This window comes from Paenibacillus sp. FSL K6-2862 (genome assembly GCF_038005125.1).
Taxonomy (GTDB): domain Bacteria; phylum Bacillota; class Bacilli; order Paenibacillales; family Paenibacillaceae; genus Paenibacillus; species Paenibacillus illinoisensis_A.
Window position 1 is genome coordinate 5,989,353 of record NZ_JBBOSN010000001.1, and the last position, 26,889, is coordinate 6,016,241.

Consider the following 26,889-nt stretch of genomic DNA (forward strand, 5'->3'; position numbering starts at 1 on the left):
CTGCTACTAACTTGGCATAAAAGAGAGAATCAATCTGATAAACTGTCACTCTCCACATTAACTAGATAGAACAGTTTAATCCCACTCGGACTACAGATAACCCAATTTGTTCAGGACACGTTTCAACATTACTGCTGCTTGTGCACGTGTTGCATTACCTTGTGGTACAAACGTCTTCGATGTCATTCCCTGAATAATGCCTTCCTGTACGGCCTTGGCAACAGAATCCTTGGATTGAATCTTGTTACTATCCTTAAACTTGGACAGTGTTGATGCAGCCGAAGTTTTGAGTACGGTTGGCTGACCTGCATAATCCAAAGCTCGAACCATCATAATAGCCATCTGCTCACGAGTAACGAGGCTATCCGGTTTGAAAGTACCGTCCGTATTACCCGTGACGATACCTGCTTTAGCCGCTGCACCAATATATGCACCCGATATATCACCATAACGAACATCTTTGAATTGTTGAGCACTAGCATAGTCGCCTGGCAATCCCAACCCTTTTGCCACTAAAGTAGCAAATTCTGCTCGTGATATCTGCTGATCAGGAACATACAAGGTTCCATTTTGTCCATTGATAATCCATTTCGCAGACAGCTCACCAATGACGTCCTTAGCCCAGTGTGAAGTAGTATCCCGATATGAAACGGGATGGGATGCAGCCACAATGGCCTGATTGCCTTTCAGCTGTCCTGTTATAATAACCGCTCCAGTTGCATTGGAGAAATGATGAGGAATATTAGCCAGAGCTGAAGTACCTTGATCAATGTAGACCAGACCCGTAGCCGGTCCTGTTGTCGTTGAAGGCAATCTCAGTGCAATTGAGCTCTTAACCAGTTGTTCTGCACGCTGGCCACTGTAGCCATTATATGCTGATAGATAAACATCCGTAATGTCAGATACTCTTTGTGCTCCGGCGGATGCAAGCATACCATCCATTGTACCGGAGACCGTTACAGGAACCGATTCGAGTTGAACATAAAAGTATGAAGAGCCCGAACCTGCATTCACGCTTTGTGCAATACTGGAAGGATTCAAATCCGACAAAGGCACTGACCACAGACGGTCTCCATATTTAACCCCAATAAATGAAAAACGTTCACGGGAAGCGATTTCTGTTAGCGTGTCTATTGGGAATCCTACATAAGCTGATGCTTCTGTTGAAGGAACTTCAAATACGACCATTCGACTTGAATTGTTGCTTAAGCTTGCATATTGAAAAGCCTGATTTAACTTGCTAGCATCCACATTAAACTGACGAGTAGAGCGACTATTGCGAGACTGGGCGGAAGTTATTTTCGCTGCTTCCGTGCTCATGACATACATGGACTGGTTAAAAGCCAATGTGTCCGATACGGTTAGCCATGATGGCAGGTTGCCACTTAAACTTCCAGTATTGGTAGTTGAACCTGTGCTTTGAGTTTGACTAATCGATAAAGGTCCAAATGCCTCAACAATGACGTTATCAAGCGTACGCAGCGGGATGATCCCCGGTGCATAACTTACCGTTCCTGTTTGTCCGTTGGTGCCCGAGCTGGACAACTTCAGAGTTAGTGTTGTACCAGTTGATGCTGCAGAAACCACACTTACCTGTGAGCCTCCCAACTGTACACCGAATTGAGATGGGGTAAGCAGCGTCTGTGACTGTAGAGATTCCCTAAAAGTAATAGTCACGGTATCTCCTTGCAATATAGCTGATTTCACCATACCATTACCCGCTGTGTAGCTTACAGGTGTTAAGTTGATATAACCAGCAGGATTACCGTTTAGGTCTGTTAAACGCAATGCACCCGGTACATAAGAAAGTGTTACATTCTGGTTCGTGCCTACGGCTGAGGCCAAAGTCAGCGTGACGGTTTCATCTTCAATATCCGTATCATTCACAAATAGTGGTTTGCCATCTACAAGGACAGAATACTGGCTTTTTAACGGTTTGTTGGTTGTTCTAAGTGGCTCGTTATAACGGATCCATAGCTTGGAGCCACTTATTTCGGCACTCTGAAATTCAGGTGCCTTGGTATCGATGCTATTCCGAACATAGAAGCCGCTGAATCCCGCAAGAGCTTGTCCACGACTGTCTTTTACAGGAGAAGAGCCAGGTGCATACGAGACACGAACCACTTCTCCATCGGTAATGGAACGGCTCAGATTCAATGTAACCATTGAACTATTAGTTAAGGATATGCTGTTAATCCCTACCGAAGACTGGTTTGCAGTCACACTGAATTGTGACGCCGCATCACTAGAGTTGATATATACCGTCTCGGGGTAGTATAGGTTAATTGTGCTGTAATATACAGTACCTTCCCTTGGTTTGGACATGACCGAATCAAGTGTATTCTCCACATCACGTGCTGCAAAAGAAGCAGCCGGGTTCAGGGAAGTATCCTGTATTGGACGCAATCCAGGTGTATACCCGATCCGGACAACCTGCCCTACAGCTACACCTGTATCGAGTACAACATATACGCTATCTCCTGATACATATGCAGTGCTGACATTACGCGCTTCCCCATTTACGGTTACCGTGAAGCTGCTATAAGCTGGATTCGCACTGAACAGACTTTCATCGTAAGTAAGTCGAATCGTATTGTTACTATACATCTTGACTGTTTTAAGTACTGGGGCTGTAGTATCTCTGCTCAGCGTCTTAAAGCCCCATGAACTGGTCCCTGTCAATCCAGTGAACAGGTTACCAGTCTTGTCCCTGAACACATTTGCAGGGATATCCACATAATAGCTCGTGTTGCTTTCCAGTGCACTCTGTGGGACGATTCGCAGCTGTCTATTGTTTGAACTGTTAATGGTCGTTGTTACTGCCACAGTTCCACCATTGGCCTTTCTCAACGTCGCATTGCCTGGATAATTAGTATCAAGCTCTTTATTAAATGTAACCGTTAGTTCTCCCGTCAAAGGCGCATTCGTCGTACCGTTCGTTGGGGAAACAGATGATACGGTGAGAGCAGTAGGATCCGAAATGACGCCAAAACCCCACTCGGTTCCTGTAATTCCACTGGTGTCGTTCCCCAGTTCATCCCTTAAAAAGCCTTCTGGCGTAACAACATAATATGTGCTGCTACTGTTCCAGTTTTTCTCTGGATTAATCACAATGGAATTCGTACCCAGACCAGTAATACGTGGGGAACCCGCGTTCACAGGTATTTCCTCATATAATGTAGTCCCTTGAAAAATCTGCAGTATCCCAGCACCTGCAAAAACCTTTTTATTAAATGTCATTGTTATGTTAGATGAAGGTGATACCTGCATCGCTGCATTCGCAGGAATCTTCTCTACCAATGATGCTGTGCCTACACCTTGTGTATGGAACGTCCATTCTTTGCTCAGTCCGTTGAAAGCTGTATTATTCTCATCCGCGTATACAAATGAATTTTTATCAATTTGAACATAGTATGTTCCTCCTGGCAGAGGGGCATGATTAATCGTCACTTTTCTCCCTACATCCGGAACACTGGCGTCATCTGGTATAATGCTAATATTACTTGATTCCGTTGGGTCCACTAAGATAGGTGGAATTACCTCCGTATCATCTGACACACGTTTTATTGATATGTATCCACTAGTAGTCCCCGCTGCTTTTCGAACAGGTTGGCCAAATTCGATCTCCAATGGGGCTGCTCCATTTACGTTCTTCTCTCCCGTTACAGGTAACGTTGCCGTGACCCCTAACGTAGTTAAGTCATCTGCTGCATAAGCCGTATTTTCCACTCCAAGCAAACCTGTTAGCCAACCTTGGGCAGTTAATAGTACGATTAAAAGCCCGATTGTACTCTTCTTGGCCATTCGTTTCAAACGCACGATTCGTCCCCCTCATCTTATATTTCTTCTCCTGTCTAATGAACAGACCTCATTATGTATGTCGGTTAGAACAGACATTTTATTTAGCCAAAAGGGAATAAAAGGAATCTTATTTCATTTATAAAACCTCCTAGTTAGCCAACTACTTATGTACGCAAAAAAGCCCCTGATTCCTGATCGGAACCAAAGGCTTTGATCGATCGCAATTAAACTTACAGACCCGCTTGAGCTTTCAAAGCATCAGCTTTGTCTACTTGCTCCCAAGGTACATCCAGGTCTGTGCGGCCAAAGTGACCGTAAGCAGCCGTTTGTTTGTAAATTGGGCGACGCAGATCCAGCATACGAATGATGCCAGCAGGGCGAAGATCGAAGTTGCTACGGACTAACTCAACCAGCTTCTCTTCGCTGACTTTGCCAGTTCCGTATGTATCTACGTTGATCGATACCGGGTTGGCTACACCAATCGCATAAGCGAGCTGGATTTCCACTTTGTCTGCAAGACCTGCAGCAACGAGGTTTTTCGCTACGTAGCGAGCCGCATAAGCAGCGGAACGGTCTACTTTTGTCGGATCTTTACCGGAGAAAGCACCACCGCCGTGACGTGCATAACCGCCGTAAGTATCTACGATGATTTTACGTCCAGTCAGGCCTGCATCTCCTTGAGGTCCGCCAATAACGAAACGTCCTGTTGGGTTGATGAAATATTTAGTCTGCTCATCCAGCAATTCAGCCGGAACAACAGGCAGGATAACTTGTTCTTTAATGTCTTTTTGGATTTGCTCAAGGGTAGTCTCTTCAGCGTGCTGAGTGGATACTACAATTGTATCGACACGAACTACTTTGTCGCCGTCGTATTCGATTGTTACTTGAGTTTTACCATCCGGACGGAGGTAATCCAATGTACCGTTTTTACGTACCTCAGCGAGGCGACGTGCGATACGGTGGGACAATGCGATTGGCAATGGCATGAGTTCTGGTGTTTCGTTCGTTGCAAACCCGAACATCAGACCTTGGTCACCCGCACCGATGTTTTCTGTTTCGCGAGCGACTTGAGCCGGATCACGGTTCTCCAGTGCTGCGTTAACCCCTTGCGCGATATCCGCAGACTGCTCATTCAGAGAAGTCAAAACGGCACAAGTATTGTAGTCAAAACCATATTTGGCACGTGTGTACCCGATTTCCTTAACCGTATTACGTACAATGGCCGGAATGTCTACGTACTCAGAAGCTGAACTGATTTCACCGATGACAAGCACTAGGCCTGTAGCCACGGAAACTTCGCACGCTACGCGAGCGTTTGGATCATTCGCCAGAAACGCGTCCAATACGGCGTCCGAGATCTGGTCGCAAATCTTATCCGGATGTCCTTCGGTTACAGACTCCGATGTGAATAGATGTCGGCCTTTAACAGACATGAAGTTTCAACCTCCCATAACTAGTAGTATGGCGATTGCCCGAACAAAACATTTACGGTGATTCGTTCACTGTACCCTCGAAAGCTTTCCGGGCGGAATAAGGACGCGGGGTCCGCAGTTACGAAGATAAGGATTTTTCAGGTAATTGCCCTAACAAAAAATCAACCTTTTCCTCCTGGAAAAGGTTGCATACCTCAAATGCCATCTTATCGCATTTGTCAAGCCGTGTCAAACCAAGTCGGATAAGGAAAAACCTTATAATAACTGCTTTTCTGCCTGACGAATCAGCCTTTTCGTAATCTCGCCACCAACCGATCCGTTCTCACGGGATGTCAGATGTCCCCAGCCTTTATACTGACCAAAGGAATGATCACTCACAGCTCCCAGCTCAGAACCAAACTCGGTATCTGCACCAGCAAGAGCATTTTGACCATACCCTACATTCAGACCAAATTCGGCAGCAATCTCATATTTCATCTGATCCAGCATCTGACGACTTTCCGGTACCACTCTGCGGTTACTTCTAGCCATGATTCCTGCACCTCCGTTAAATTGGTTTTGTACAATTATAGAGTGAGCAGGAACCCTGATGGCTAGCCGTATAAATGTTTGTTAGAACTGGTTAATCTACACATATGAAATGAATAAAAATGCGAATAATTGCTTAACCTATTTCAAAGAATATCCGCCGCGAACCATGACCGTCAGACTGTACTTGTTACCATCCAATACCGATATACCCCGTCCATCCCTTGGAAAAGAGAGCAGGTGATTGGTCGGCGCTGCCTGTCCATTCGTCAGGTCAACCCCGTCCGTCAGATCAGCTACACCGTTCGTACCTTCACTGACGATCACAGCCTTGCCGCTCCGTACAATGAACTCCGCGCCGGAGGCACCGATCAGCTGTTGACCCGGCTTCACGGTAACAATCTCTACCGCATCAGATGCTCCAGATACCACTGGTGGAAGCGAGGTGTCACCACCTGTGCTGCCTGTCCCGGTAGATCCGCTATTATTGCCAGCGGAGCTTCCCGATCCGGCATTAGTACCGCCGTTTAGTGCCTTTTGAATTTGTTGATCTACATAACTCTTCGTCACAACCGGATCATCCGCTGTTCCTGGTTGAATGGTTCCTGCACCGATAGCTGTGTTGCTGTATACAGACCCAACCCACACGCCAACACCAATAGCCAGTGCAGCCAGGGATACTTTCATATAAGGTTTCATTAATGATTGTACCTTCCCTTCTATTAAAACAATCTACATATATTTGTCGTCATTTTCTATCATATCTTTAATAGAAAGATTTAACAACGATGCTTACTCTATCATTTATTCAGCACCTGTTAGATTGCCGACAGCTGGAACAAAGCCCATCGCCTGTGTTGCCAGTTTAATCCGTTGACCTTGGAACTCATCATATATGGCAATGGTATAAGCTCCACTGCGTCGATCTTCAAAAACAACATCCTGAATGGTCCAATTCAAAAATTGATTGTTACCTTCCTTCAAGTCTTTATCAAGCACAATTTCTTTATCAAATACTTTTCCAGTAGGTTCAATTAGCTGCACAATAAGTTTGTGTTCACTTTCCGGCAAGTTCAATTCATTATTTCGAACAGCATCATAATTCCATGAAAGGTTTACGGTAGACCCACCACTAAGTGAAGCTTTAAAATCTCTCGTTTGAAGACTATATGGGTAAATCTCAAGATTCTTAATTGTATTTAATGTGGACTCCTGATCCGGTTTAAGTTCAAACGAAGCGGCATCAACATATCCCGCACCCGTAGTCGTTCCTTCTTTACCCGTGCTTTCACCACTTACTGTTTCACCAATTAACAACCTCATATCGGAGACAACGGTCTTCCTTGGGATTTTGGACCACATGGTTACTAAAGCAGAATCACCTGGTCCTGCTGGATAATCAATCTGTTTAACCGTTGTTTTATAATACTCACCATTCTTAGATTCGTAATATCCCGTTAATTTTGCTAGGTCGATCTGCCGATCCTCAACGTTCTTCACCTGAAGCTCTGTGTATACGATATCCGACGATGTTCCAGGATAGATGAGCGTTCTCCTTACCTGAATCTCAGATTTCTTACCAGGGGTATTTAATCCATGGCTAGTCCCCAACTCCACTTGTGGAACTTGCGGGAGTTGGCCAATGTGGGTAAGTCTGATCAATTCAGATGTGTTCTCACCCACAACTTCAGACAATGCCACCTGTAACTGAGCTACATCCAAATTGGTAGGTAGCGATGTTAATAGATGTACATCAACCGACATGCCTGGCCCAAGCAAAGCGGAGTTCTGACTAATTAACAGTTGCGTATCTGCTATATCTGCTGAATCTATGGATAACATACCTTTTAGCTGCGGGAGTTTAAGCGTATTGGTTGAAATATTACGCAAAGTAACTCTCGCTGACAGAACATCCGCGTTATCCCAAGGAAGACGCTGAATGGAGTTCCATGTTACACCCAATGTTCCATTCTCAATTTGAAGAGTACTCTCTGTACCAACAGACTGCTGCATGGAGTTAGCTTTCGGCAGAATGTACGTTCCAGCAGGATATGAAAATTTAATTTCTTTGCTTTCTGTACCCCCAGTACCCTCAGCTTTTGGAGTATTCATAACTAATTTCAGTGTTCCATCAGCTTCATCATAAGGCAAACTAAATGTCAGACGAACTAAGCGCTCTTCATCTGGTTTCAATTTCAAATTATCCAGTGCCTTGGTAGACAACGGATAATCATTTCCCTTTTTGTTTTGAACCGAGAAATCATATTTGGGTACGGTAACTTCCCTTGATCCCGTGTTTTTGAATTTGAAGTTGACCGTATAGTAGTTATTGCCATGAGTCTGACTGACACTGACATCTCCCACACTTGTAGCCATCTTGCCCTTGTTATCTTCGAGCATTATGGTATGGACCTTTCCAACCTTAACTTCTGTATTCTGCAACGAAGTTGATTTCGGCATTTGCATGGTCGCAAGTGGAATTACCGATTTCTCGGCTTCGTTCTCTTGTACCATAATAAGCTCAGCCCCATCCAACTTTACCTTCTTGGGAACAGTTGTTATATAATTGATGCTTTTGGACTCTTGAGGCTGTACGTTGTACGTTGTATCGTTCGAATTTAGATTAAGCGGGTAGCTGCTGCCACCTTTTGTTCTCAAAACCCACTTTACATTTGGATTCTCCAACCCCTTATAACCAACGTTATGCAAATTAATTTTCACACTTGCATAGTTGGATGTGTCCGAGGCAGAGAATGTCTGTAGACCCTGGACTTTAATTTTTACCGGAATATCATTGATCCGTACCTTTTTGACTGTATTCACTGGGGTAGCCACCGTGTACGAGGCAGGAATATTGATTTTCCCCAGAACGCTTTCATAATTTGGCTTACTGAAGTCCCATTTAACAATTTCAAAATTCAGATTGCTGAGCTGCACGTTTTTCCCAACAGTCGTCACATATGTAACGGATAAGGTAGAGCCAGCCGCAACACTCTTTTTCTCAGCATCCTGCGTCAGCAATTTGGAAGTATAGATCGTCCCACCCTTGCTTCGAACCTTTGTCCAGTAATCAACTAACTGCAAGCTTTTTTTCTCATTGTTCGTATATGTGAGGGTGTACGTAATCAACTTGCCTTCATCTTGAGTTAATATGTTGACATCAGTGATTTTTACACTGCTTTTGTTAGAGAGTTTTACCGATGGAAGGTTAGCCAATGTTTTTACAACTGTTTTTTTCGATTGCAAAGTGGCATTAGATTTCGAAGCCTCTGCAGCATCAACAGTTGCTATAGATCCACCCCATGCACTTTGCGTAATCGCCAACAAAGTTCCAGTAATGATTACTTTCTTCAAATTATTCTTCACTTGAAACCTCCATACATAGATTTCCATAATACTTATATTATAGACGAACAATAGAAACAGGAAGTTTCAAAGAGGTAACTTTTAATGATATTTAACATTTCTTGAATAAGAACATAACAAAAAAGCAGCCTTGCATCAATAAGATGCAAGGCTGCTTTAGGAAGATATAAATTACAGCTCTTTACCGAATGAGAACTCACCCAGTGCGTTGCCGTTTTCGTCGTTAATAGCTTTTGCTGCTTTGTTTTTAGCACCGTCGAATTTAACAGTAGCTACTTTACCATCAGTGTTACCAGCTACAGTTGCAGTAACAGTGATTGTTCTATTATCTGAACCGATAGAAGCACCTGTAACTGTAGTAGTCACGCCGCTACCTGCATCAACGCTGAACAATCCTCGAATGTAAGCAGAACCATAGCTGCCATCTGGTTTAAGATTTTCAGAAGCATATACTGTAAATGTAACAGTGTTACCAGTTCTAACGATATCTTTCAGTTCTACTGTTGGAGCAATACCGTCTAGTACTGGTGCAGAGAATGCTTTCAATTTGTTACCGAAGCTATCTTGAGTGCTAGGGTTAGTAGCAGTCAAAGTATAACCGTTAACATCATTAGCGATTGTGTTGTCAGCGAACTTCAGAACAAGAGTTTTGTTAGAATCAGCCATTGTGTAGCTTGTTGGGCTAGTTCCGTTCAGTTTGAAGTCTCCCAAGTTAACATTCGACAAAGCTGTGTTGAATTTAACTTTAACTTCGTTACGGCTTGTAGCGTATACATCGTCAGTTGTCGCGATTACTTCGGAAGAACCAACGTTAGATCCTACAGTGTAATTACCAGTGTTGAAGTATTTACCTTCAGAATCTTTAATGTAGCTTGCGGAAACTTTAACAGGTTGATCCCAGTCGATTCCAGTATCATTTGTAACAGCGATTCTAACAGTGTTTGTGGAGATCAATGTGATGTCATTGTTCTCTTTAGCGAGTTGCTTAGCTGTTCCAGTAGCAACACCGTCAGTATTAACGTTCACTGCCATATATTTAGCTGCATCCAGAGCATTACCATCACCGGAAGTAGCCAGAGTTTTGTTGAATTGAACATACACGTAACGAACACCGCTAGTCACATCGGACCATACACGTGTCACACTACCGTTTTGAGCAGTGTTAGCGTTCAATGTCGCAGTGTAAGGCAACAATACATTTCCGATAGTTGCAGTATCAACAACACCGGATACTGTCAATGTGTAAGTAGCATCAGATTTCAAGCTGCTTCCCAGGTTAACTTTAACAGTTTTGGTGTTTTCAGTATAACCTGGTGTGATTACTGGGTGACCTTTAGAAGTCAGTCCAGACTCAGTTACCACTTTACCTTCTGCATCTTTAAGAACATAGTTCTCAGCGTCTTCTGCAGAAGAAACTTTCAGGGATTTGCTGAATTGAATTTCAGCAATGTAGTTACCATTTTCCATTTTGAACTTAGTATCTACAACTGTAGGACGAACTGTATCCAGAGTTGGAGTTACTTTTGTATCAACGTTAGCAGAGTTATTGCTGTAGTCAGATACTGCAGTCAAGTAAACTGTGTTCTCAGATACATTCAACGGATTGTTGAATTTCAATGTAACTTTTGTGTCGTTGATTTCAATGGATTGTGCAGTGTTGCCTGAAGTGTTAGCATATGCACTTGCTACACTTTTCACAGTCTCATCAAATTCTACAGTAATTTCTTTCAAGTCGTTGGATTTAACGCCAACTACTTTAGGAGCAGCTGTATCTTCAGTTGCTGTGAATTTGCTTTCCACTGGAACGATTGCCAGACCAGAGTAGTCTTGTACGCCGCTCACACGCAATGTGTGCTCACCAGCAGTCAGATCAGTAGTTACAATTGCAACGTTAGGATAAGCGTATTTTACAGAAGCAGCAATTACGTTGTTATCCACACGGAAAGAAGTAGCGTTAACAGTTTCAGGTTTAACTGGCTCACTGAAAACTACTTTGAAAGCTTTTGTTCCCAAAGCTTTAACTTCTTTTACTTCTGGAACTGCAACATCAAGTGGAGTAAACTCTACTTTTTGTGTGAAAGTTTTTGTTGCATCAGCGTTTTTAACATTGTTGATTTGAAGACTAGTGGATCTTTGGTTAGTCAAAGAAGTGTTACCTTCAGATACCAACAAAGTTACAGTAGTTTTGTCATCGGACAATGTAGCGCTTTTGAAAGTCAATCCGCTAACAACATAGTTATTAGTGCTTTCAGCAGAGTTAGGATCTACAGTACCATCAAACTTAACTGTGATTTCTTTCAAGTTTGTAGCAGATACAGAAGATACTGCTTGAGCTACTGTAGTTACATAAGTAACTTTCTCAGTGAACTCTTTTTCTTTATAAGTAAATTTCACTTCAGTTTCTTTGTTAGCTTCAAGAGCTTTATCCAAAGTTACTTTAACGGATTCGCCGTCGCTCATTTTGAAAGTAACAACTTTACCAGCTTCAGTTACATCGTAAGAAGCAACTTTCAGGCTTTGCTCTTGATCAACTGCATAAGCAGCGCCAACGAGCAATTCGCGGGAAGCGTTGGATTGGAAGTTCAGGCTGGAATCAAGCAATCCTGCATTGATTGCCGCTTGAACATAACCTTTAGCCCATGCGGATGCTGTGTTGTTAGTTTCAGTTGGAACTTCAAGGTCAAGTGCACGAGTCAAGATGGTAGCCATCTCTTCGATTGTTACTTTACCGTTGAAATCGAAGATTTTTTTCTCAGTGTTTTTACCTTCCATGATGCCTGCAGCTGTTACTGCTTCGATGTAAGGAGCAGCCCAGTTTTTAGCATTGTAGTTTTTGTCAGTGTAAGAATATACACCAGTGATTTCTTTCAGGCCTAGCAATTTAGTGATGACTTTAGCGAACTCAGCGCGAGTCATTTCTTTGTTCAGTCCTGCAGTACCATCCGGATAACCGTTGAAGATACCTTTTGCTTTCAATGCATCAAACTGTTGTTGTGGTGAAGTAGCTGTATCACCAAATGCTACAGATGCAAACATCGAGAATGCCATTGCTGTAGACAAAGCTACGGATAAAATTTTCTTCATAACCTTTTTTTCTCCTCCTTGGGTGTTCATAACATGGGAATTTTCTTTAATAGTTTCGCTCGTGTTCCTCATATATTGTTGCACCCCCTTTCCAGAGTCCTGAGCAAGTTAATATAAATGATGTCTGTGAGCTTATCACAGAAACTTGTAAACTAGCTTAATATTAGAATCATACGAAAATAGAGTAGTTTCCTAATCCTACCTAACGTATTATACAATGGGTTACTCTCGCCGTAAAGCAATTTTTTCTAATAAATAGACAAGATTCTTCACGAGGTCATTCTTGGTAAGAGGCCCAATGTTTTTGACTCTACATCTTAAACGCAGTAGATTTCAAAAAGTTGCGGGTTCTGCAAAAAAAGTTTTGAACTTATTTATGTATTGATGCAGTGCGGGTAATTTACTGGGTCCAAAACTTTAAAATCAGTACTGTTGTGGTAGCCATAATGGGTTTCTATTGCGTCTGGGTTGATCTGAACGTTTATTTATACCCGCTTAGCCTGTACATGAAGCGACAAATTGTCCCAAAACAAAAAATAAAAGGCATTCCGTAAGGAATGCCTTCGTATCCAGTTCTTGCTATATAGACTTAGCGGATTTTCATCGCAAGATCAATAATTTGTGCACGCATCTCTGGATCACTATTCAGTCTCAGATACATATCATCAATTGGTTGTCTGTTTTCACGGTACGTCTTTTCATGCTTCATGGTGGTGTGAGACCATTCAATCAATTCATTCTCGGCGAGTACCAATTGGTTATATGCGTCATGGAAGCCAGTCGCTTGCACGAGTCCTTCCATCACTTCCTGGGTTACTTCCTGCGTTTTACGTGTATCTTCTATTTTCTTTTCCAGAATGACTGCCTGCTTCTCAAACTGTGTCTTTGCCTTCATGTAGCCCAACTGGGCCTTCGAATAAATCGGTTTCATTAGCTAACTTCACCCTCTAGATCATTGTGTATTTACCGTTATTGTATCTTAAACTCTAGCAAATTACAAAAATAGTTATTGGTAAAAAACAGTTTTCTTCTATTATAAAAGTGTTCTTTTGCCGATTCCTTTACAGTCAAAAGACCCGCCCCATTAGCACAAGGGACAGGTCCTTCCAATAATGCATACATGAACTCTGATGAATTAGCTCAAGTTTTTAGGGAATACTTTGGTGCTTTTCTTAAGCAGTTCAACAGCAATCTTACCCGCTTCTGCACGAGTCAAATTACCCTTTGGATTAAAGTTGTATTGTGGCTTCTTCTGGCCTGGAACCGTTACAGCAGCCCCTTCCATAATTTTGGCTTTAGATACAGCCACAATGGACGGTCCTGCATACGTTTCAATGCGTCCAGAATCTAGGAATGACTTCGCTAATGTAGCTTGCAGCTTACTATCATTGTTAGCGAGCTTCAATTTTAATGCGCGAGCAATCATTACTGCAGCCTGTTCACGTGTAAGCGGCTGATCCGGTCCGAATACTCCATCAGTAAGTCCAGTAACGATACCTGCTCTTGCCGCTGTTTCAATATGATCATAATCCCATGTAGCTGAACGTGCACCCGGCACCAGATCTGCGAAGGTTCGATTGCTGTCAGAATTAATCGGGAGGCTGAGCCCCTTAACCAACAAAGTAGCAAACTCACCGCGTGTTGTTTGATCATCTGTTCCGAATTGTTCAAATCTCAGATTGTTCATGAAACCTTTGGAATATAGCCCATTCAAGATATTACGTGCCCAGTTATGATTCGTAATATCATTATAACCACGGTTCAATTTCATTACTTTGTAATATCCAAACTCATCAAACGGAACAGTTACTGTATGGCTCTTCGTATCAACTTCCCCACCAATGTTCTCCCACTGGCGCTTGTCAGTGTACCGGTACACTGTGATTGTCGAACCTGCTTCGTCGACCACATTAGGATCAAACGATAGCGTCAACTCACCACGGTTAGATGGTGTAATTTTACGTTCAACCGGTGTCTGAGGATTACCAAACAATCCTTCCATTGAATACGGAGCTAAACCATTCGTAGGCGCTTTGTATGTTGCTGAACCTGCGTCACCACTCTCACCCAACCCACCATTAATCCAGTAAATTTCTGAGATTAATCCAAAGTTTCTGGAGGCGGTTGTTGAGCCAAAATTAAGAGTGTACTCATCCGGAATACTCCAAGAAGGCGCACCACTGTCTTCACCCGTCCCTGGGAATCCAATAATATTACCATAATCATTGCGTCGCTCTACAATACCTGTCACTGAATCAGCAATACCAAACAATAACTTGGTATCCGGATAGTACTTCGTGATCCCTCTAGGGGTCGTACTCTGCATTACAGTTCCTTTGGGAAATGTCAGTTGCAGTCCTTTGTTAAACACAGTGTATTTGTTAGCCACCTTAGGTGCCATATACTGTGCATCCACACCAACAGTTCCCGTATAAAATACTTCTATGGTATCGGTGTTGCTTGCACCAGTACGGTTAATGGTAATTTTGATTTTGTTTGACTTGTCCTGTTTTAATCCTACATAGTCGTAGACAAAACGATTTGGCCCCAAATCCGTGCGTTTGACAGCTGGGTCTTTACCAATGAGTACAGATGTTGCGCCTTCGGCTTCAATGTCAAAATGTACAAAGTTTTTATTGACGACTATTTGATCACCCACCGTTGGCTGCGGAGCAAGAATACGATATGCACTCACTTCTCGCACAATTTCTAATTTTCGGGATGTTTTAGCTCCGAGTTCGTTTACTAGTTCTAAGGTGTATACGTATGTTCCTGGTGCATCTGAAGTCAGATCCTGAATACGCATCATGAAGTCTTTTTGGTCCCCCGCAAACTCATAAGTGTATCTGGTATCCGCAAAAGTTACTACAGGATTACCCACTGCAGCAGTTGCCGGAATATCTACGGAAAGGATATTTTTCGTCCCCATGTTCAGGTTCAGCTTCGTGGCCCCGCTACCACGCAGAACGAGGTCATACTCCTTCAAGGAAGTTGTATACTTATTATCATTAAAAATAAATTCAGGTGTAAGATTGAAAATGTTTTTTACAACTTCACTCTCTCCACTATATTCTTTTGGAGGGAATGTTGGACGGTCTTTTCCCACTGCAGGCTGAAAATTCACAACCGTCGACACGTTGTTGTCAACCACATATATCCGAAGTTCTTTTCTAACTTCACGAGCCTGTCCTGTATTGTCCTTGCCTGTACCCGTAAAGATAATCCGGTTTTCACCGTAAACCAGCGGACCTTTATCGAGTGATATTGGAAGACTGAATTCGAATTCACCTGTATCTGTATCTAACCAGTCTGGAGTTTTGTTCTCTGCTGGTTCTGTCGAATACTCCTTAGCACCGTTCACTAGTACTTCAGCAACAAAATAGTCGCTTTTCAACGTATCGAAATCAATATATTGTCCTTTTACCAGCAAGCTTTTCGATGCCGAGGAGTCTACATTGTATGTCTGACCATCTGTCAGATTCTCAACATAGATGTAGTTCTTGGACGCATAAGAAATAGTTGCATCCCTATACGCTGTGGATTTTTCATAATTAAAACGTACAGTCTGGTTCCCGTTTTTCAATCCCTCAATTTTGTATACATATTGAAGTTTTTTTGTAGTTGCGTCAGTAGGTACTGTGTAAATGTATTTAACAGTAATTGAGCTAGTACCCAAAGGCAAATAGTTTGCCAATAATTTTTCCAAGTCAGCTGGTGTACTATTAGTTTCGACTAGGATATAAAAATCTCCTGAATCCACTTTGGCATTATTCAAAGGTTCTCCTGAAGGAACGTTTGCTTTATTATCTTCAGAATATCCTTTGAGATATTTCAGATTCGTAATTACCGTCTGACCTTCCATATATTGAAAGTCCATCGGTTTGCTTATTGTTTTCGTACCATAACTTACAGAAAGTGTATGATTTTGATCAACATCTACAACACTATTGGTCTTGGTAAAAGGCACTGCATCAATGTCAAATGACGCAAGCCAGTAAGAAGGTGTATTATCCTTTAAACTTGGAATAAACAACTCTGTCACGTTGGACGGTGTTATCGTTTGGTCGTCTACTGCAATAACCGCACCATCTTTAAAACTCTTTTTGGTTACTTCATCATTTGGTACCAACATTTGTACGTGTACTCTGGCAGATTCCGCTTTCTCAGTAAATACAGGTTCTGTACCAAGCAAGCTCTGTGCATTATTTAAAGAGTCCAAAATATCAAGTTTAACAACGGGATTTTTCTCATCATAAAAATAAAGGGAATAATTAAATGTGAGTTTATCCGATCCATTCTCCACAATCAGCTTAAGATCATTCACGCCCGGATTCATTAAAAGCTGAGGAGAAAAGAAGCTACCATTTTGTAGTAAAGAGGTTCCTTCAATATTTCCTCCATTCACTTGAATAGTCACCTTCGTTGCATTAACTGCCGTACCTTCGAGTGTGATCTCATCTTTGTTAATTACAATCTGAGTCCCCTCGTTCAATTCAAGGTTATCAGATCCACCTAGAACTTGAAGTCTCTCAACATAAGGCACTTTGTCAAATAGAACATAGAACGTTTCGGACCGTTCATTTTGCCCTTGTGCTCCCGTGAAAGTAATCTGGTTCATCCCTGGATACAAGGTTACATTTGCCTTAAAACGATTATCAGGCTGATCCGGATCAATCGTCACTACAGCTGGAGCAACTCGAGCCGGATCCTTGATCCACTTTTTTTCAGTTTGATCATAATTTATCAACTGAACATTGGCTCCCAATGTTGATCCTGTAACTTTGGTGAATGTTCCTGTAATCAGTTGCTCCGCACTGGTTACTTTATATACTTTTTCTCTCGTGACCTGATTCGTACCTTCTAGGGTAAGATCAACCGTATTTCTAAGATCAGATACGTCCGGAGTAAAATAACTCGTCTGTTTGTCTGCCGCCGATGCGACTGGTGCCAAGCCTGCCGGTATCAACGATACAACCAGTGCCACCATCATAAGCCAAATCATCGGCTTCTTCGTACGCTGCATGCAATCATCTCTCCTCTTTTTAAGTCAGTTACCTCTTATATCGGTGCCTAGGTTCCAATTATTTAGTAAAAACAGCAAATTAAACAAAAAAACCTTATCCATAACGGATAAGGTTTGGGGCTTGGATAATATTCAAGAATTGCAGTAAACAACCATTTATATCTAGGATTTTGAGCGGGTTTCCGGATTAATTTTGACACGCATGCGCATCAGGAAATTAATAACCGGTCTTCTGGTTTTACTTACAAGTCCAATCACTTCTGCACCAACCTGCAGGAAGAACATCATGATACAGATCACGACAAACGTTACCCAGTTGGCTTCGAACATGGCTGCCGACGATTGAATGATCGCCAGTACACCGAAGAATGCAGCAATACCGTAGATGATCAGCACCGTTTGACGGTGGCTGAATCCGAGCTCACGTAAGCAGTGATGCAGGTGACCTTTGTCCGGTGAGAAGATCGGCTTCCGTTGTACCGCACGACGGATGATCGCGAAGAAAGTATCCGAGAGTGGTACACCGATAATGATCAGCGGCGTGATGAAGGACACAACTGCAATTTGTTTAAACCCAAGCATGGATAGCATCGCCAGAGAGAAACCAAGGAATAGTGATCCCGTATCTCCCATGAAGATCTTGGCCGGGTGGAAGTTGAAGAACAGGAACCCGATAATGCTGCCCAACAATATAAGACACATCAAGGCAATCATCATATTGCCCATCAAGAAGGACATCACAGCAATGGTACCAATGGCGATACCGGATACACCGGCTGCAAGACCATCGAGACCGTCAATCAGGTTAATCGCATTCGTCACACCAACGATCCACAGAATCGTCAGCGGAATGGATACCCAAGCTTCAAGTGAAGAGTACGCATCCTGAAAAGGAATGTTCACAAAATCCACTCGGATGTTAAATCCGAATACTACGACTGCAGCAGCAATGAGCTGCCCGAGCAGTTTTACTTTGGCTGACAGTTCGAAACGGTCATCTAGTGCGCCGATCAGAACGATAATCGATCCACCGATCAGAAAAGCGCTGACAAAGCTCATATCTCTTGTTGTAAACCATGCAGATACAAAAGGAAGAAGTGCAGCTACTGTAATTATAAAAGCAAGAAAGATTCCCAAACCACCGAGACGTGGCATGATCCGAGTATGCACTTTACGTGCATTCGGTGTGTCCATTGCACCTATTCTAACCGCGAACTTTTTGACAAGCGGTGTCAGGGCAAGAGCCAGTCCCATCGACACGATAAATCCAATGATAAAGATCGCTACCATTTGAACATTCGACCCCCAATTATAATACCCATACGAAATTATAAATCCCCTGATCTCTTTTATATATATAAAGAAATATTGTTAGCCATATTTAATGAAGACTATTGGTTACACGATAACGAAGAGTGCAAGGAAAACCTGGTTAACGTTTGCCTTTATCACCGGATTTCTCCCTATCCAAAGGGAATAAAAGAAATCTGGGGATTACAGCAATCGGAAGGCTGCCTTGCAATCGTAGTGCCAAGTGTAACGGTTTAATTCATTGTTTGCGAACACACATGTAATCCGGAATGAATTATACGCTGATCACACGCGAAACGCCAACCTCAATTTTTAGCAAAAACGTGCATTTTTCTCGTAATAGCCTGTATTTAACGGGCTTTAGTCACGTTTTCTTTGTCCTGGATCACTTTAATCGCGAATTTTGGAAGCGCAAGCATGCGGCCTGCACGACTTGGTTCGCGAAGCAGTCGATAAAACCACTCCAGTCTTAGCTTCTGGAACAGTTTTGGGGCACGTTTACTTTTGCCGGAAATGACATCGAAACTGCCGCCAACGCCCATGGTTACAGGAACCTGAAGCGCCTCCTTATACTTGTGAATCCAGGGCTCCTGCGTATCTGCGCCGCGTGCCACAAACAGCAGATCAGGTGCCGCTTCGCGAATGGAAGCAACCACCTCTTCGTCCTCAGCCGGGCCAAAATAACCGTCGCGATAGCCTACAATACGGATCGCCGGATATTGCTGTTGTAACCGAACTGCCGTTTCTTGAATCACCTCAGGGGTGGAACCGAGCAAATACACACCCCAACGATAGTTTTCTCCAACCCGCAGCAATTCATGTAAAAGCTCAAATCCGGGTACTCGCTCTGCTACAGGATCCCCACAATAATTGGCAGCCCACACGACGCCTGTACCATCCGGTACAATCAATTCGGCAGATTGCATCACTTGCATCATGGACGGATTCTCCAGTGCTGCCATCACCATGATCGGGTTCGCTGTAATAACCTGATGCGGCTTCTTCGACAACACAGCTTCCCGGAGAGTCTCCACCGTTTCTTTCATCGTCAGTTTGGAAAAAGGAATGCCATAGATCGAAACGGTAGGTATTGGTCCGGTCTGATTCATCTTTATCTCACCCTTTGCGGCCTAAATAGTTAATAATTTGCTGTGCAGGCACTCTGGCCTCCTGCTTCAGTTCGGTAATGCGATCTTCGTTTTCCTTCAACCACTGTGAACGTTGATCCAGTAGAGAGGCTACGCTCTTCGCCAGCTTGTCCCCATCGAGTGCAGTCGTGCTTCCTACAGGCTCACTATCCAGACGAAGCATGAACTGATCAATTTTGGGATCATATGAGATAGCCACAGGTGGCACATACTGCGATGCGGCATAGATCAAGCTGTGCAGACGCATGCCAATAACAACATCACATTTGCTGACTTCCTCCAGCATGAGCTGTGGATCAGTCAGATTCGGAGTTATGCTGACCTCGCTGCCTTTAGTAGTGACGTCTCCGAGCATCTCCATAATAAAACGGGAGGCCTGTTCGTCTTTTGGCAAATGAAATGGCATAAAACGCAGATGCACTGCTTTTTTGGCACATAGCTTCTTCAGTCCTGAGGCAATCGCCGTCAGTTCCTTCCGATCGGATTCCCAGAAACGCACGGATACACCGATGACCGGAAGCTTGGTTTGCCCCGCAGATGAACCTTCACTCGATTGATCCGGCGCATTCCCCATCGTAACATCCTTTTCTCTGCTGCCCACAGGCAAAGGCAGTCCCATCACCGGATCAGGCACAACATGAATCTGATTCCACTGCAATCCAAGTCCGCGCAGATAATCAGCCGATTGTTCATCCCGAACCGATATATACTTACACCCCTTGAATACGGAACGGATCATCGGATTGAAGAATTTACGGTTAACGGGCCCAATTCCCTGAGCATAAATAAACGTAGGTTTTTTCAGCCACTGGGCCAGCTTGATTACCCCAAGATAATAGGGAATGGATTTCAGTCCGGTTGCATCCTGCAGCAAGCTTCCACCGCCACTGATCAGTCCGTCACTTTCCTTGATCGCTTCACGAACTTCCTTCAATTTCATACGGTGAACGGAACGTACCCCATACATGGAGGTCGTTGACTCCGGATCGATGGAGAGCACGATCGGCTCAATGTTGACGCCAGATCTGTGACTCTCCTCTTCCAGTGCAGTCAGAATCGACTTAAGTACCGCTTCGTCTCCGCTATTGCGGAATCCGTAATATCCCGAGATGACTAACTTTTGAGAAGTGGTGACCATTTTTTCCAACATCCTTCCGCTACTTGCCACACACCCACAGCAATGATACCGAAGATTAAGCCAATTCCGAGTCCCATCACTCCGCGAATGAGAGATAGTACAGCCGGTGTATGGATATGCGCGAACGTATCCACCATGGACAACTGTCCAATCGCAGCAATAATGAGTACAAAGATGACTTGACGATATTTTAAAGCGGCGAACACGCCTACGATAAACAGCGGGTGTCCCAGCACAAATTCTTTGAACCTTGGTCGTACGCCAAATGTATCCTCCAGCGTTGTACGCAGGAACATCTCAAATGGGGTTACTGAACCCGAGTTCCCTGTACGTGTCAAATAATAATATCCAGCTGCGGCTGCAACAACCGCCAGAACAACCATCAGTACATTAACCGGTGTACGCAGAATTCCTTTGAGCTGCTTAATGGAAATCGTACCCGATCCACGATAAAACAAGATATAAATAGCTACCAGTCCCATTGGAGCAAAGTGCAGCAGGCTCACGCCCCTAAACTGGTTAATGACCAGACTATACGTAATGCTGTTAAGCAATGCGATCATAAACGGCACGGCAAGGAACGACAGAATGGACGTTCTTACATATAAGATCAACGTTTGTGCCAATCGACGACCCGCAGATGCATTGGGTTGACGCTGCTGCTGATAATTCACGGTTCTCACCGCAAGCACCATCGCGATGGTTGGTGCCGAGATCGCAACGAGTAAGGCAATCCCCTGCTCAAGCAAGGTCGGTTTCAGCAGGAACAAGCCTGCACTTCCAATCAAACCTAGTACAAACACAAGCAAAGTCAACAGTGGTACGAAGTATGACACCATCAAGGTTATCATGGCAATTGCACCAACCAGCGCAACCAGCTTGGCATAACGCTGAATCGAAGATTCTTTTACTGTAAATGCCTCAGCCTGTCCAAGCTCGAATCCACGCTTCTCCATGCGTTCAATGGCATGTCCTGGCTCACCCAGACTGTTAATCAGGTTCTCAATCGGATCTGTAATCATGGCTTTGGCCGTGTTCCGGCTAGGCCCTGCATTCAAATAGAGCATGCGGATGTTACGGTCCTTGGTAGCAAGCACAAAACGGTCCGCAATGACATCTACATCCAGATTGGCATCTCCCTCACTTAACGAATACAAACGAGCAACGTTGTAGTCCGTTTTGTAGGCAAGGGTTTCAAATCCGGATTGAGGCTTCTTCAAGTTTTCAATGGCTGCAAGTCCAATGTCATGTTTGTTCAACAATTGTGCGAATTGATCGAGACTCTTCATCTCCGCATTATCATTGTACCCTTTCACTGCATCGCCATCAAACAGGATGCGTTTCACGCCATTCTCTTCAAAGAAGGTCAGCAGGCGCTCCATGGATTCCTGGCTGTATGGCACACTATCTGCGATCCTTGGCAAAATGTAAAACCCTTTATCACGCAGCATTTGGATGGCAACCGGATCCGGCTGCATCGGCTGCATGTTGGCATTCTCCGGAGGAGTCTGCAAAATCAAGCCGCTACGACCTTCAAATTCCCATGGTACCACCGGAATCTGACGATCCGCGAACGTTTGTTCAATGATGGGTGTATAGGTTTGAGCATTTTCTTCGGAAGTGAACAACACATACGTGAAGTTCTCGTTAGGAGAAACCACGTTCTGAGTCAGGTTAGCAACATCCTGCCCGTTATATACTGTCAGTTTCCGTGACTTTCTAAGCTCATCCAGCGTACTTTCGAATACGGCCATCGTTGTGACGCCGGCATCTTTCAGACGAGTCAATTGCTCATTCATAAAATCCTGGGGATGGGCTTGATAAGCCGATATATCCAACAAACCTCTATAATTGAATACAAGCTCCACCTTTTTGGCGGACGATTCCGTCTGTACCCGATCACTGATGACAGGGATGGAAGCGATCAGTCCTATAATGACAACAAGCCACAGCCACTTCCGGGAAGCGGTATTCCAATAAAGCCATTTTTGACGCACTACATGTACCTCCTCAAGTGTTGGAACCAAATCCACGTTCAGCTCAAGTAATTCATTCAAATAATTAACGGGTATATACACAGCTTGTGTCAACAAGCCTTCGAATATCCGATCAATCTGCTTCTGACTCTGTAAAAATCACACCTAAAAGAAAAGCCCCTCCGCCAACCAACCTTACGGTGCGGAGAGGCTTTTAACCATTCGTGCTTCGTACAACAACCGTACTTATTGTGCGTCTACTCGCGACATTACCGTGGAAGCCAAACGTTCAATGCGGCCTTCCGCATCTTCCAGGCTATCACCACGTACTGCGAAGTACACTTTGATCTTCGGCTCTGTACCGGAAGGACGTAGGCAGAACCATGATCCATCTGCCAAAATGAACTTCAGGACGTTTTCTTTTGGCAAGCCATCCAGACCAAGAGAGTAATCAAGCACATCTTGTACCGCGATACCCGCTACTTCTTGTGGCGGGTTCGAACGCCAATCCGTCATTTTCGCCTGGATTTGCGCTACACCGTCCTTGCCTTTCAGCGTACGGGACTCCAGCTTCTCCAGGAAATACCCGAACTGGCTATAGAGCTCCTGCAGGACATCGTACAGCGTTTTACCTTGGTTTTTGTAATATGCAGCAGCTTCTGCAATGAGCATCGAAGCCAGGATGGCATCTTTGTCACGGGCATAGCTGCCTGCCAGGTAGCCATAACTCTCTTCATATCCGAACAAGAAGGTATGGCTGCCAGTTGCTTCGAACTGGTTCATTTTTTCACCAATATATTTGAAGCCTGTCAGGGTGTTCATCACTTCTGCACCGTAATGCTCCGCAATGACCGCTCCCATCTCGCTCGTTACAATCGTTTTGACGACTGCGCTGTTGCTTGGCAGCTTGCCTGTCTCTTGCAGACGACTCAGCACGTAGTGCACCATAATCGCACCGGATTGGTTACCAGACAGTACGAAATACTTGCCATCATTGTCTTTCACAACTGCACCCATGCGGTCTGCATCCGGGTCCGTACCAATCAGAATGTCAGCACCTACGGATTCACCCAGTTTCATGGCAAGTGTGAATGCTTCGCGTTCTTCCGGGTTAGGAGACTTCACGGTGGAGAATTCAGCATCCGGCTGTTCCTGTTCTGCTACCACGTGTACCTGCTCAAAGCCGATTTGTTCCAATACACGGCGAACTGGAATATTTCCTGTGCCGTGCAGCGGCGTAAACACGATTTTGAAGTCACGGCCAACACCGGATTGAATCAAGTCACGACTCAGACTCACGCTGGCAACTGTATCGACAAATGCCTGATCTTCCTCTTCACCCAGCCATACCAGCAAGCCCTGTGCTTCAGCTTCTTCCTGGGTCAGCTTTTTCACATCGGCAAGGGAAGGAACTTCCTGAATGTACTGGATGACTTTCTCTGCTTCGTGCGGTACCAGTTGGCCACCTTCGTGGTTGTACACTTTGTATCCGTTATATTCCGGTGGGTTATGACTTGCCGTTACCACAATACCGCCCGTCGCTTGCAAGTGACGCACACTGAAGGACAACTGCGGTGTAGGGCGCAGGGATGTGAACAGCTTGGCTACAATGCCGTTTCCGGCAAGAACCAACGCAGCATCCAGCGTAAATTCAGGCGAGTAGTGACGGGAGTCATGGGCAATAACCACAGAAGGTCTGCCCTCCTTGTCCCCATGCTGTTCGAGCAGATAACGTGCAAAACCTTGAGTCGCCCGACCAACGGTGTACTTGTTCATCCGGTTGCTCCCGGCGCCAATGACCCCGCGCAATCCACCTGTACCAAACTCCAGATTTCGATAGAAACGATCCTCCAGCTCTTTCGGCTGATCCTGCAAATCACGAAGCTCCTGTTTCGTCGCTTCATCAATCGAAGCATCCTCCAACCACTGCTTTAACGTCTGTGCTGCTGTTCCGCTTAACTGTTCCATTCCTATAAACCCCTTCCGTCTATATAAATTCAATGGTTTGCTGAGCTGCTTCAGCATCTTGCATCAATCCGTTATATACACACTCTGACTGATGCAAATGCTCATGGTTGTAATCAGCTTGGGTCAGACAGGGCAAACATGATTTCGCCTTCAGCGACGACTTTGTCTTCCACACGGGCTGTCGCTTTGCCTTTACCGATCGAACCCTTCAGACGTGTAATTTCCACTTCCAGCATCAACGTATCTCCGGGCACGACTTGTCCACGGAATCGGAAATTATCCAGTCCCGCCAAAAAGCCGATTTTGCCTTTGTTGCTCTCCACGTTAAGAATCGCTGCTGCGCCAACTTGAGCCAGTGCTTCGGTGATCAACACCCCTGGCATTACCGGATATTCCGGGAAATGACCGATGAAGAACGGTTCGTTAATCGTTACGTTCTTCAGACCAACGGCGCGTTTTCCATCCTCCATTTCTACAATCTTGTCCACCAGCAGAAACGGGGGACGGTGCGGGATAATGGCTTGAATCTGTTTGCTATCGAGCACAGTGTAATCTCCTTTCAGGGTCATTTATTATGAAACTCTCCATAATGGACTGACCATGTGCGTGCTTGCGACCGTTACGGTTACGGATCGTTCTTTCGATCGCTGTTGTTTCTCGAATGTGTACTGAACTATTAATTAATGGTATACATTCGAAAACAAAGGCGAACGCTTCGCTTCTTTAGAATCGATTCCGTTCCCTCCACTAGTTCTCAGCATGAAATGGACAACCCAACTATTATAAAGTCGAGCTCATATAAATGTGGTTATTTTTATTTGGTATGAAAAACGCATTTTCAGTTAACACTACTAATATCCTTCATGACTGCAGTAGTGAAGGTTGAGATAAGGGGTCTCTCTTCGCGATGACAATCGTCTTTCGCAGGGGAGGCCTCTTTTGACGTCAAACGTCATCCATCATTATACTGTTTTCAACGCGAAAAAGAAAACTCCTGCCTGCGCAGGAGTTTTCGCTATTTCACGATCATGAAGCGAACACCAGATCATATACATGTTTCCAGGTACTCCACTGGAATACGGAGCCAATATCCTGTTTGCCCAGTACCACATAACCAGCGACCATGCCGCCAGCGAGGGCAAGAACAAGCAAGACCGGGATCAGGAACCATCTGGCGACGCGCCATCCACTCTTTTTCTTCTTGACTTCCTTCTTCTCTGGCTTGCTGTTCTGCTTCTGTGTATCTGTCATCGCATTCACCTTTATGCTCTTATAGTGTTGGCAAGACCTGCCATCGAATCACTTGATGTCAGTGCACGTGCTGCCAGCTGATAGGTCCGCTGTCCTTGCATCAATAGTGCCATCTCCTGTGTCAGATCCACGTTGGATTGCTCCAGAAAGCCCGCACGAATCGTAGCTACGGAATCACGTGTAGCCGCATTAGCGCCAAACACATCATCCTCGGTCAAGCCGGCATCCAGACCAAACAGATTATCTGCGTATTGCACAAGTCCTTCCGGACGTTCGATGTCTACAAGCTGCAGCTGGGCACCAATCGTTGCATTGGCTTCATTGCCGCGACGAATCAATAGATTACCCTTCTCGTCGAAGGCCACTTTACTATTGTTCGGAGCCGTGATCCGGTTACCTTGACGATCCAGCGCGAAGTAGCCTTCCCCATTAACCAGCACCATCATCTGAGGTGCATTGGGGTTCGGGTTAGGTGTTGGATCAGGGACAAAATGGAATGCTCCCTGACGTGTCCACATTTTCTGACCATTCGCTTCAACGGCAAACATCGCGTTGCCTTCGATTGCCAAATCCGTTGGACTGCCTGTCTCATTCAGTGTCCCCTGAGACATATCCTTCGTCACGCTCGTCAAACGGGCACCAAATCCCAGATTATATCCCATTGGGGTGGAACGTCCATCGAGCTTATACTTGTCCGGCTGCTGCTGCACCCGGGTCAGTACATCCTCGAACGCCGCCTGCTTGCTTTTATAGCCTGCCGTATTCACGTTGGCAATATTATCGGAAATGACATCCAGACGTTGCTGTATCGCGGTCATCGAGACCTTCGCACTAATCATGGAATTATTCATTTAGTAATTCA

At 44.5% G+C, this 26,889-nt stretch carries 16 protein-coding genes; all 16 read right to left on the bottom strand.

The features are described 5' to 3' along the window. Nucleotides 1–90: 90 nt before the first annotated feature. Entirely contained in the window at nt 91–3,819 is a 3,729-nt protein-coding gene (locus tag MHB82_RS27185; RefSeq protein WP_341176291.1) for a SwmB domain-containing protein, read from the bottom strand. A 212-nt stretch (nt 3,820–4,031) separates the two neighbouring features. Beyond that, nucleotides 4,032–5,234 carry a methionine adenosyltransferase gene (gene metK, locus MHB82_RS27190; RefSeq protein ID WP_095291347.1) on the bottom strand — a complete coding sequence of 401 codons (1,203 nt, stop codon included), beginning with the start codon at nt 5,232–5,234 and terminating at the stop codon, nt 4,032–4,034. A 255-nt stretch (nt 5,235–5,489) separates the two neighbouring features. Then, complete coding sequence (locus MHB82_RS27195; RefSeq protein ID WP_221805727.1) at nt 5,490–5,765, bottom strand: alpha/beta-type small acid-soluble spore protein; 276 nt, start codon at nt 5,763–5,765, stop codon at nt 5,490–5,492. A gap of 138 nt (nt 5,766–5,903) precedes the next feature. Beyond that, nucleotides 5,904–6,461, bottom strand: coding sequence for a hypothetical protein (locus tag MHB82_RS27200; RefSeq protein ID WP_341176292.1), 558 nt, complete (start codon nt 6,459–6,461; stop codon nt 5,904–5,906). Nucleotides 6,462–6,566: 105 nt separating this feature from the next. Next, nucleotides 6,567–9,128, bottom strand: coding sequence for a DUF4352 domain-containing protein (locus MHB82_RS27205; RefSeq protein WP_341176293.1), 2,562 nt, complete (start codon nt 9,126–9,128; stop codon nt 6,567–6,569). Nucleotides 9,129–9,299: 171 nt separating this feature from the next. Further along, nucleotides 9,300–12,212: an S-layer homology domain-containing protein gene (locus tag MHB82_RS27210; protein WP_341176294.1), complete on the bottom strand. Its 2,913-nt coding sequence runs from the start codon at nt 12,210–12,212 to the stop codon at nt 9,300–9,302. 589 nt (nt 12,213–12,801) lie between these two features. Beyond that, entirely contained in the window at nt 12,802–13,143 is a 342-nt protein-coding gene (locus tag MHB82_RS27215; RefSeq protein ID WP_095359948.1) for a hypothetical protein, read from the bottom strand. 204 nt (nt 13,144–13,347) lie between these two features. Then, nucleotides 13,348–17,202, bottom strand: a complete 3,855-nt coding sequence (locus tag MHB82_RS27220) for an S-layer homology domain-containing protein (protein WP_341176295.1) — start codon at nt 17,200–17,202, stop codon at nt 13,348–13,350. A gap of 195 nt (nt 17,203–17,397) precedes the next feature. Next, nucleotides 17,398–18,525, bottom strand: a complete 1,128-nt coding sequence (locus tag MHB82_RS27225; protein ID WP_341176296.1) for a glycosyltransferase family 4 protein — start codon at nt 18,523–18,525, stop codon at nt 17,398–17,400. Between the two features lie 371 nt (nt 18,526–18,896). Then, on the bottom strand, nt 18,897–19,655 hold the full coding sequence (locus MHB82_RS27230) for a WecB/TagA/CpsF family glycosyltransferase (RefSeq protein WP_095359951.1): 759 nt from the start codon (nt 19,653–19,655) through the stop codon (nt 18,897–18,899). A gap of 7 nt (nt 19,656–19,662) precedes the next feature. After that, the gene (csaB, locus tag MHB82_RS27235) at nt 19,663–20,832 is read right to left on the bottom strand and encodes a polysaccharide pyruvyl transferase CsaB (RefSeq protein ID WP_110758620.1); all 1,170 of its coding nucleotides are present in this window, start codon (nt 20,830–20,832) and stop codon (nt 19,663–19,665) included. Further along, on the bottom strand, nt 20,808–22,829 hold the full coding sequence (locus tag MHB82_RS27240; RefSeq protein ID WP_341176297.1) for a DUF5693 family protein: 2,022 nt from the start codon (nt 22,827–22,829) through the stop codon (nt 20,808–20,810). Before MHB82_RS27240 ends, csaB begins: the two co-directional genes overlap by 25 nt. 225 nt (nt 22,830–23,054) lie before the next feature. After that, the gene (locus MHB82_RS27245; protein WP_341176298.1) at nt 23,055–24,776 is read right to left on the bottom strand and encodes a phospho-sugar mutase; all 1,722 of its coding nucleotides are present in this window, start codon (nt 24,774–24,776) and stop codon (nt 23,055–23,057) included. Nucleotides 24,777–24,889: 113 nt separating this feature from the next. Continuing rightward, nucleotides 24,890–25,321: a 3-hydroxyacyl-ACP dehydratase FabZ gene (gene fabZ, locus MHB82_RS27250; protein ID WP_095291326.1), complete on the bottom strand. Its 432-nt coding sequence runs from the start codon at nt 25,319–25,321 to the stop codon at nt 24,890–24,892. Between the two features lie 481 nt (nt 25,322–25,802). Then, entirely contained in the window at nt 25,803–26,027 is a 225-nt protein-coding gene (locus MHB82_RS27255; RefSeq protein ID WP_095359955.1) for a DNA-directed RNA polymerase subunit beta, read from the bottom strand. An 11-nt stretch (nt 26,028–26,038) separates the two neighbouring features. Continuing rightward, complete coding sequence (locus tag MHB82_RS27260; protein ID WP_095359956.1) at nt 26,039–26,878, bottom strand: flagellar hook-basal body protein; 840 nt, start codon at nt 26,876–26,878, stop codon at nt 26,039–26,041. Nucleotides 26,879–26,889 lie beyond the last annotated feature (11 nt).

Bases quoted from the DNA above. Each gene is read 5' to 3' on its own strand.
- metK (WP_095291347.1), bottom strand. From the start codon at position 5,234: ATGTCTGTTAAAGGCCGACATCTATTCACATCGGAGTCTGTAACCGAA.
- MHB82_RS27195 (WP_221805727.1), bottom strand. From the start codon at position 5,765: ATGGCTAGAAGTAACCGCAGAGTGGTACCGGAAAGTCGTCAGATGCTG.
- MHB82_RS27200 (WP_341176292.1), bottom strand. From the start codon at position 6,461: ATGAAACCTTATATGAAAGTATCCCTGGCTGCACTGGCTATTGGTGTT.
- MHB82_RS27210 (WP_341176294.1), bottom strand. From the start codon at position 12,212: ATGAAGAAAATTTTATCCGTAGCTTTGTCTACAGCAATGGCATTCTCG.
- MHB82_RS27215 (WP_095359948.1), bottom strand. From the start codon at position 13,143: ATGAAACCGATTTATTCGAAGGCCCAGTTGGGCTACATGAAGGCAAAG.
- MHB82_RS27220 (WP_341176295.1), bottom strand. From the start codon at position 17,202: ATGATGGTGGCACTGGTTGTATCGTTGATACCGGCAGGCTTGGCACCA.
- MHB82_RS27225 (WP_341176296.1), bottom strand. From the start codon at position 18,525: ATGGTAGCGATCTTTATCATTGGATTTATCGTGTCGATGGGACTGGCT.
- MHB82_RS27230 (WP_095359951.1), bottom strand. From the start codon at position 19,655: ATGAATCAGACCGGACCAATACCTACCGTTTCGATCTATGGCATTCCT.
- csaB (WP_110758620.1), bottom strand. From the start codon at position 20,832: ATGGTCACCACTTCTCAAAAGTTAGTCATCTCGGGATATTACGGATTC.
- MHB82_RS27245 (WP_341176298.1), bottom strand. From the start codon at position 24,776: ATGGAACAGTTAAGCGGAACAGCAGCACAGACGTTAAAGCAGTGGTTG.
- MHB82_RS27255 (WP_095359955.1), bottom strand. From the start codon at position 26,027: ATGACAGATACACAGAAGCAGAACAGCAAGCCAGAGAAGAAGGAAGTC.
- MHB82_RS27260 (WP_095359956.1), bottom strand. From the start codon at position 26,878: ATGAATAATTCCATGATTAGTGCGAAGGTCTCGATGACCGCGATACAG.